Consider the following 7,918-nt stretch of genomic DNA (forward strand, 5'->3'; position numbering starts at 1 on the left):
GCGGCCCGGCGGCCGTGCTTGGGGTGAGGGCGTCTCGCACACGCCCTCCGGGGTCACCACGACGCAACGATCCGGGCCAGCCTCCGCCCGATCGGGACCGGGTACCCCGGCGAGCGGCCGTCGCGGCAACGGCCACCTCGCGCGGGCCCGTCCGGCATCCCCAGAATCCCGGACGGGCCCGCCTCCAGCTGTCGCGGATCTTGTCCGGTGCCTCACCTGATCAGCGGTCGCCGCCACGCGGACTCGCGCGCGACGGTGGGACCATGCGACGTTTCGTGGCCGTGAGCGCGGTCGTCCTGGCGGGCCTCGGTCTCCTCACGACGTCCGGGAGCGCAAACCCGGAAAGCGCTGTCCCGGCCCTCCCCCAGCACGCGGTCGGCGGCTGGGTCGGCACCTGGGCCGCGGCGCCCGCGGCCGCCGTCGCGAACACGCCGGACGGCTACCCGGGCTACTCGATCCGCAACGTCGTGCACACCAGCGCCGGCGGCGGCCGCGCCCGCGTCCACCTGTCGAACGCCTTCGGCACCGCTCCCCTGACCTTCGGGCACGTCACCGTCGCGGTCCAGGGCACCGGGCCGGACGCCGTGCCGGGCACCCTGCGGACCCTGACCTTCGGCGGCGCCCCGGGTGTCGTCGTCCCCGCCGGCGCCGAAGCGCTGAGCGATCCGGTGCACCTCCGCATCCCCGCCGACGCGAACCTGCTCGTGACGACGTACGTGCCGGCGAAGTCCGGGCCGGTGACCTACCACCCGGCCGCGGCGCAGACGTCGTACTTCACCCGCAACGGCGACTTCGCGGCCAGCGAGTCCGGTGCCCCCTACACCGAGCAGACGTCGGTGTGGCACTACGTCACCGGCGTCGACGTCCAAGGGGGCGCCGAAGCGGCCATCGTGACGCTCGGCGACTCGATCACCGACGGCGTCGGATCCGCTTCCGGAGCCAACCACCGCTGGCCGGACTACCTCGCCGACCGCCTGCACGGCCGCTTCGGCGTGCTCAACGCCGGCATCAGCGCCAACCGGCTGCTGCTCGACGTGCCCGGCTCCGGCGCCGGCCAGAACGCGCTCTCCCGCTTCGACCGCGACGTCCTCAGCGTCGGCGGCGTGCGGACGCTGATCGTGCTCGAAGGCATCAACGACATCCAGCAGACCCCGCACCAGACCGACCCGGACGCGATCACGTCGGCGTACCGGCAGCTGGTGGCCCAGGCGCACGCGCGCGGCATCCGCGTCCTCGGCGGCACGCTCACGCCGTTCAAGGGCTGGCGCGTCTACGACGACACCCTCGAAGCGACCCGCCAGGCGGTGAACACGTTCATCCGCACCGGCGGGGTCTTCGACGGCGTCGTCGACTTCGACGCGGCGGTCCGCGACCCGGCCGACCCACTCCGGATGCTGCCGGCCTACGACTCCGGCGACCACCTCCACCCCGGCGACGCGGGTTACGAGCGGATGGCCGCCGCCGTCCGCCTCGACCGGCTCTGATCCCGCGGGATGAACAGGACCGCGACCAGGCTCAGCACCGCCACCGCCACCAGGTAGAGCGACACCGAAAGCGAAGTGCCCGTGGCGGTCTGCAACGCCGTCGCGATCAACGGCGCGAACCCACCGCCCAGCACCGCGCCCACGGCGTAGGAGAACGAAGCCCCGCTGTAGCGGTAGCGCGGCTCGAACAGCTCCGCGAACAACGCCGACTGCGGCCCGTAGGTGGCGCCGAGACCGATGTTGAGCACGATCACCGCCACGATCAGCCACGCCGTCGCCTTGGTGTCCACGAGCAGGAAGAACGGGATCGGCCAGACCACCAGGAGCACCGATCCGGCCAGGTACACCGGTTTTCGGCCCACGCGATCCGACCACGCGGCCGAGGCGAGGATGCTCACCAGCCACGTCACGCTGCCGACGATCACCACGACCAGCAGCGTGGTGCGGTTGATCTTCAGCACCGAGGTGCCGTAGGACAGCAGGTAGGCCAGGAAGATGTACCCGATCGCGGTGTTGGCGATGAAGCTGCCGGACGCCACCAGCAGCGCCCGCGGCCGCTCGCGCAGCACCTCGACCATCGGCCGGCTGCTGCGTTCCTCCGTCTCCCGCAACCGCGTGAACACCGGGCTTTCCTCGATCCGCAGCCGGATCACCAGGCCGACGCCGACGAGCACGATGCTCGCCAGGAACGGCACCCGCCAGCCCCAGGACGCGAACTGCGCGTCGGTCAGCGAGCGGCCGAGGACGAAGAACATCAGCTGCGCCAGGATCAGCCCGGCGGGCACACCGATCTGCGAGAACGCCCCGTACCGGCCGCGCCGGTCCTCGGGCGCGTGCTCGACCGCCATCAGCGCGGCCCCACCCCATTCGCCGCCCGCACTCAGCCCCTGCAGCAACCGCAGGATCAGCAGCAGAACGGGCGCCCAGACACCGATTGCGGAGTACGTCGGCAGCAGCCCGACGCCGACGGTGGCGAAGCCCATCAGCAGCAGCGACAGCACCAGCATCGCCTTGCGGCCGACGCGGTCGCCGAAGTGGCCCCAGAGGATCCCGCCGACCGGGCGGGCCAGGAATCCGACGCCGAGCGTCGCGAAAGCCGCGAGAGTCCCGGAAGCAGGCGACAGCGACGTGAAGAACACCTTGTTGAACACGAGCGCCGTCGCCGTGCTGTAGATGAAGTAGTCGTACCACTCGATGGTGGTCCCCACCGCGCTCGCCACGGCGACCCGCCGCAAGGGCCGGGCCGCGACCGCGCGGCCGCTCACGAGCCGGCTAGTGCTGGGTCGGGGGCAACGACCAGGTCGTCCACAAGCAGGTCCATCAGCAGCCCGTCGTGCCAGCTGCCGTCGGGACCGCGCTCGTAGGACCGCATCGTGCCGACCGGGCGGAAGCCCAGCGAGGAGTAGAGCCGGATCGCCGCCTCGTTGCCGGCCGCGGGGTCGATCACCAGCCGGTGGTGCCCGCGTTCGGTGAACAGGTGTTCGGCCAGCGTGCGGATGGCGTCCGTGCCCAGGCCGCGGCCCTGGAAGTCCGGGTGCACGGCGATGTCGATCCCGGCGTGGCGGTACTGCGGGTCGGCCTCCTCGAAGGCGAGTTCGATGCCGACGATGACGTCGTCGTATTCGATGGCGTAGGTCGTGGTGCCTTCGTCGGGGTCCAGCAGATAGGACACCTGGGCGGCCACCGGCTCCTCGGCGTCGGCCCACCAGCGGGCGACTTCGGGGTGCGACAGGATCTCCTCGAACCGGGCGGCGTCCGGGGCGGCAGCTGGCCGCAGCCGGACACGGCTTCCGGTGATCAGGCCGGTCATCGGCCCAGTGTCGCCCGCCCGGGCGCCCGCTGTCGAGACCCCGAAAGGACTGCTCAGGGTCGTGACGCGGGCGCCAGGGGGGTCAGTCGAGGTTCATCGGGCTGCCCGGCTTGATCGGCGGCAGCTGCGGCGGATCGAAATCGCCGCGTTCCAGCCGCGCCCAGTCTTCCGGGGTGGGGTCCGGGTAGTACCGCTGCCAGGCGTCGTCGCCGGGCCAGTTGCCGGTGCGCGCCGCGTTGCGGGCTTCGTGCAGTTCGAAGGCGTCGGCGTCGCTCAGCGGGCGGGTCGTCACGTGCCCGGTTCCCGGTACCGCCGCACCCCCGTCCGGCACGGCCGAGCCCGGCGGCGGGTTGTACCGCATCCCTTCGCCGCCGGCGTGGACGTCGTTCACCATCCGGTGGTACGAGTCGTCGGCCATGTCCATCCGGTTCCGGATCACCGGATCGGCGTGGTTGCTCTGGAAGCCCGGCTGGTGCGCGTACCCGAGCTGGTTGAGCTGGACCGCGGTGTTGGGGTCGTTGTTCTCGATCGCGGCCCGCTGGTCACGCCGGTAGGTCGGCGCGTTCCAGCCCGAATCGTGCGTGGCGTGGCTGGTGCCGGTGCCCGGGTGGTTGCGATGGGCACCGTGTTCCTCGTAGTACGCCCACGCGTTGTTCTCGAGGTCCCGGCCCTCCTTGCGGGGCACCTTGCCGGGGGCGCCGTTGTCGTTCAGCACGTCGAAGCCCGCGGTGTGCTCGGACTGGTGGGTCTTGTTGCCGTCGATCTTGGAGCCGAACTTGTCCTCGAGCCGCTTGCGCTCGAAGTCCTTGTCGCCGTAGGTGCCTTCCGGGTACTTGTGCGCCCGGCGCTTGCCCTTGTTCGGCGCCGAGTTCGGCTTGCTGTACGGGTGGAAGCGGTCCGGCTTCTTGCCGCCGCCACCGCCACCCGAGCCCGACGCGGCGCACGGGGTCACCTTCCCCAGGCCGAGCGGGTCGATCGACGCCGTCGGGTTGCCGACGTAGGCCAGCGAGTCCGGGTCCGGGGCCAGCCCGAGCGGGTCGTGCGAGACGAACCGCCCGGTCTCCGGGTCGTAGTAGCGGTGCAGGTTGTAGTGCAGCCCGGTCTCCGCGTCGTGGTACTGGCCGGGGAACCGCAGCGGCGTGCCCGCGTGGCCGCCCGCGGAGACCAGCGCGCCCCACAGGGCCGTGTGCTGGTGCCCGGCCAGCGCGCCGGTCTCGTCCAGCAGTTCCGCCGGCGAGCCGACGAGGTCGGTCAGCACGGCGTGGAACCGGTCGGCGCCGTCGCCGAGCACGCGTTCGGTCTGCGCGAGCGGGCGCTCGGCGTCCGGCGCCCAGTCCCAGACGGTGGCCACGAGCGGCCCGCCGGGAACGCCGTGGACCTGTTCGGCGAGCAGGGTGCCGTCCCAGGAGAACTCGACCTGCTCGGCGACCGCGCCGGCCGCGTCCAGCCGCTGTTTGGCGATCCGGCGGCCCACGGCGTCGTACCGGTACTGCCAGGTCACCCCCTCGGGCGTGCGGACGGCGGTGAGCCGGTTTTCCGCGCTCCAGCGGTACTCCCAGCGCCGGCCGCCCCGCTCCCGCGACACGACGCGGCCTTCGGCGTCGTGGGTGTAGCGGGTCGCGCCGGCCGCCGTGAGCAGCGTGCCCCGGTAACTGCGCGGGCCGCTCGCTTCCGGCGCGCCCGGCCAGTCGGCCACGGTGATCGCGCCCGCCGGGTCGTAGCCGTAGCTCTCCTGCCAGCGGGCGCCGCGCACGGCCAGCACCCGGCCGGCGGGACCGACCTCGAGGCTGCGCGGCCCGGAGATCAGGTCCGTGACCGTGGCCAGGTACCCGTCGGGCAGGTAGCCGTACTCCCGGCGCTGCACTGTGGCCTCGCCGCGCCGCACGGTCTGGACCGCGAGCTGGCCGGCCGGAGTCCACGCCTGGTGGAGCTCGGCGGCCACGCCGTACCGGGTGACCAGCCGGCGCGCGGTCTCGTGGCCGGCGGCGTCGTAGCCGAACTGCAGCGTGCGCCCGCCGGTGGCCAGGGACGTGGCGCGGCCGCGGGCGTCGTAGGCGAACACCGCTTCCGCGCCGGTCGGGGTGCGCCGGTGGGTCCGGCGGCCGAGCGCGTCGTAGGCCGACAGCACGGCCCGGCCGTTCACCGACTCGCTGACCACCCGGCCCAGCGCGTCGTAGGCGAACCGGAGCTCGCAGTGCGCGTTGCGGGCCAGGACGACGCGGTCGGCCGCGTCGTAGGCGAATTCGGCGACCTCGTCCCCGCTGCGGCGCCGGACCACCCGCCCGAGGGCGTCCCGCTCGAGCGCGATCGTCTGCCCCGCGCCGTTGCCGCGCAGGATCAGCCGTCCCGCGGCGTCGTAGGCGTAGTCCAGGGACCGGCCGTTGTAGTCGACCTCGCGGACGAGCCGGCCCGCCGGGTCGTACTCGTAGCGCCAGACCAGCCCGGCCTCGTTGGTGACCGACGTCAGCCGCAGCTCGGTGTCGTAGCCGTAGCGCAGGACGCCGCCGTCCGGGCGCTGCTCGCTGACCGGCAGGTCGAACTGGGCGTAGGAGATCCGGCTGACGCCGCCGCGCGGGTCGGTCCGCTCGTCGGTGTGGCCCACCGCCGTCGAACCGAAGCGGTGCACGGCACCGTCCGCGTCCACCTGCTCGACCAGGTCGCCGGCCGCGTTGTGCACGGTGCGGGTCGTCGCGCCGGTGGGATCGGTGACGCTCGTGAGCCGGCCGAGTGAGTCGTAGGAGTAGCGGGTCACCGCACCGTCCGGCGCGGTGATCGCGACCGGCAGCCCGGCCGCGTTCGCCTCGAACCGGGTGACGCCGCCGAGGGCGTCCGTCACCGTGGCCATCGTGCCGGTGGCCTCGTCGTAGGTGTAGCTCGTCGCGGCCCCGGTCGGGTCGATGTCGCGGACCAGGCGGCCGCGCTCGTCGTGCTCGTAGCGCCAGACGGCGCCGTCGGGCCCGGTGACCGAGGCGGGGCGGCCACCCTCGTCGTACTGGGTGACCATCCGGGTGCCGTCGGCGCGGACCACGGTGGTCACGTTGCCCGCCCCGTCGCGCTCCCAGCGGGTGACGTGCCCGAGTTCGTCGGTGCGCGCGATCTCCCGGCCGAAGCGGTCCAGTTCGGTGCTGGTGGTGCCGCCGAGCGCGTCGGTCCGGCCGATCACCCGCAGCCGCTCGTCGAGGCGGTAGCGGGTGACGGCGCCGAGCGAGTCGGTGACCGTGGTCAGCCCCGGCTCGTAGGCCAGGCTGGCGTCGAGGTAGCCCTCGGCGCCACGCGCCTGCACGCACCGGCCTTCGGAGTCGTACTGGTAGCCGTACCAGCGGCCGTTGACGTCCTCCCAGCGGACGATCCGGCCGTCGGCGTCGTAGGTGAACCGTTGCGGGGTCCCGGCCGCGTCGGTGACCTCGACCAGCCGCCGGCGCGCGTCGTAGCGGTATTCGGCCAACGGCACGGGCTCCCCCGCCACGCGCACGGCGGTGATCAGCCCGTCGGCCGAGTCGAGCTCGAGGCGGTACCCGCCGGAGTGCTCGATCGCCACGGGCACGCCGTCGCGGTGCCGGACGACGACCCGGTTGCCCGCGCCGTCGACGAGCGCGCGCAGCGGCAGGGTGGTCTCCCCCGGCTCGGCGGCGAAGTAGCGCATCCGGTCGTGCTGCGGGGCACCGACGACGAAGCCGTGGCGCACCCGGCGCAGCGCCAGGTACGGGCCGTGCTCGGGCAGCACCGGCTCGATGCCGCGGGGCACCGGGTAGCGCAGGATCGTCCCGTCGGCCAGGGCGAGGTGCAGGCCGTCCGGCTCCACCTCGATCCGCTCGTCCACTGTGGACGTCCAAGTGGGACCGAAGCTGCGGCCCGCGCGGTAGCTCGACAGGTGCGTCCGGCCGAACTCCAGCGGCAGCGCACCGGGCAGCTCGACGTCCGTCTGCTCGAGCAGCACCGCGCCGGTGGCGACGTCGATCGGGTCGCCGCACAGTGACCGGTTCGCGGCGGGGGTCGTGTGCTCGTCCGGTTTCGGGTTGCTGTCCTTGAGCTTCGGCGGGGTGTCCGGCCCCTTGCCGGCCCCGGACGGCGTGGTGCCACCGTCCGGGCCCTTCGACGCCGGGGGCGGCGTCGGGTCCGGGGACTTCGGGGTGTCGTCCGGCCCCTTCGAGGCGGGCGGCGGGTCCGTCTTCGGCGGCGTGTCCCCGCCCCCCTTGGCGCCGGAAGGCGTGGTGTTGCCGTCGCCGTGCGCGCCCGACGGGGTCGGGTTGCCGTCGCCGCCGCCCTTCGGCGGCGGGTCGGTCTTCGGCGGGGGTGCGTCCGGACCGCCCTTGCCCTTCGGGCCGCCGATGTCCTTCGGGCCGCTCTTGATGTCGGCGTGCTTCGGCGGCGGCGCAGCCTTGCCCGGCTTGATGTTCTTCAGCGCCTTCGCCGCGTCCGCGAACAGATCGCCCGCCCGCTTGAGCAGCGGCACCAGCGCCTTCAACGCCGTCACCAGCCGCTTCACCAGATCGGCGATCTTCGACGCGGTCTTCGCCACCGCGTTGATCACCTGCGGCACCACCCAGGTCAGGCCGATGCCCAAGGTGAACAGCACCTGCAGTGCCCAGCTGATCAGGTGCCCGACCAGTTCGGCGATGATGTC

Annotated in this window: 4 protein-coding genes; 1 reads left to right on the forward strand and 3 read right to left on the reverse strand. The window is 73.2% G+C overall.

Annotation, left to right across the window (positions count from 1 at the left end; translation table 11 throughout):
• Positions 1-263: 263 nt before the first annotated feature.
• On the forward strand, positions 264-1,484 hold the full coding sequence (locus tag CCN39_RS36405; RefSeq protein ID WP_086849842.1) for an SGNH/GDSL hydrolase family protein: 1,221 nt from the start codon (positions 264-266) through the stop codon (positions 1,482-1,484).
• Here CCN39_RS36405 and CCN39_RS36410 read toward each other — a convergent pair.
• The 3 genes from CCN39_RS36410 to CCN39_RS36420 all read right to left on the reverse strand — a co-directional run.
• On the reverse strand, positions 1,442-2,749 hold the full coding sequence (locus CCN39_RS36410; RefSeq protein ID WP_086849844.1) for an MFS transporter: 1,308 nt from the start codon (positions 2,747-2,749) through the stop codon (positions 1,442-1,444). The genes CCN39_RS36405 and CCN39_RS36410 overlap by 43 nt on opposite strands.
• Entirely contained in the window at positions 2,746-3,294 is a 549-nt protein-coding gene (locus CCN39_RS36415; protein ID WP_086849846.1) for a GNAT family N-acetyltransferase, read from the reverse strand. Before CCN39_RS36415 ends, CCN39_RS36410 begins: the two co-directional genes overlap by 4 nt.
• A gap of 82 nt (positions 3,295-3,376) precedes the next feature.
• A partial coding sequence (locus CCN39_RS36420; protein WP_086849848.1) for an RHS repeat-associated core domain-containing protein occupies positions 3,377-7,918 on the reverse strand: 4,542 nt, incomplete at its 5' end.

The organism is Amycolatopsis kentuckyensis (genome assembly GCF_002155975.1).
Lineage (GTDB): Bacteria > Actinomycetota > Actinomycetes > Mycobacteriales > Pseudonocardiaceae > Amycolatopsis > Amycolatopsis kentuckyensis.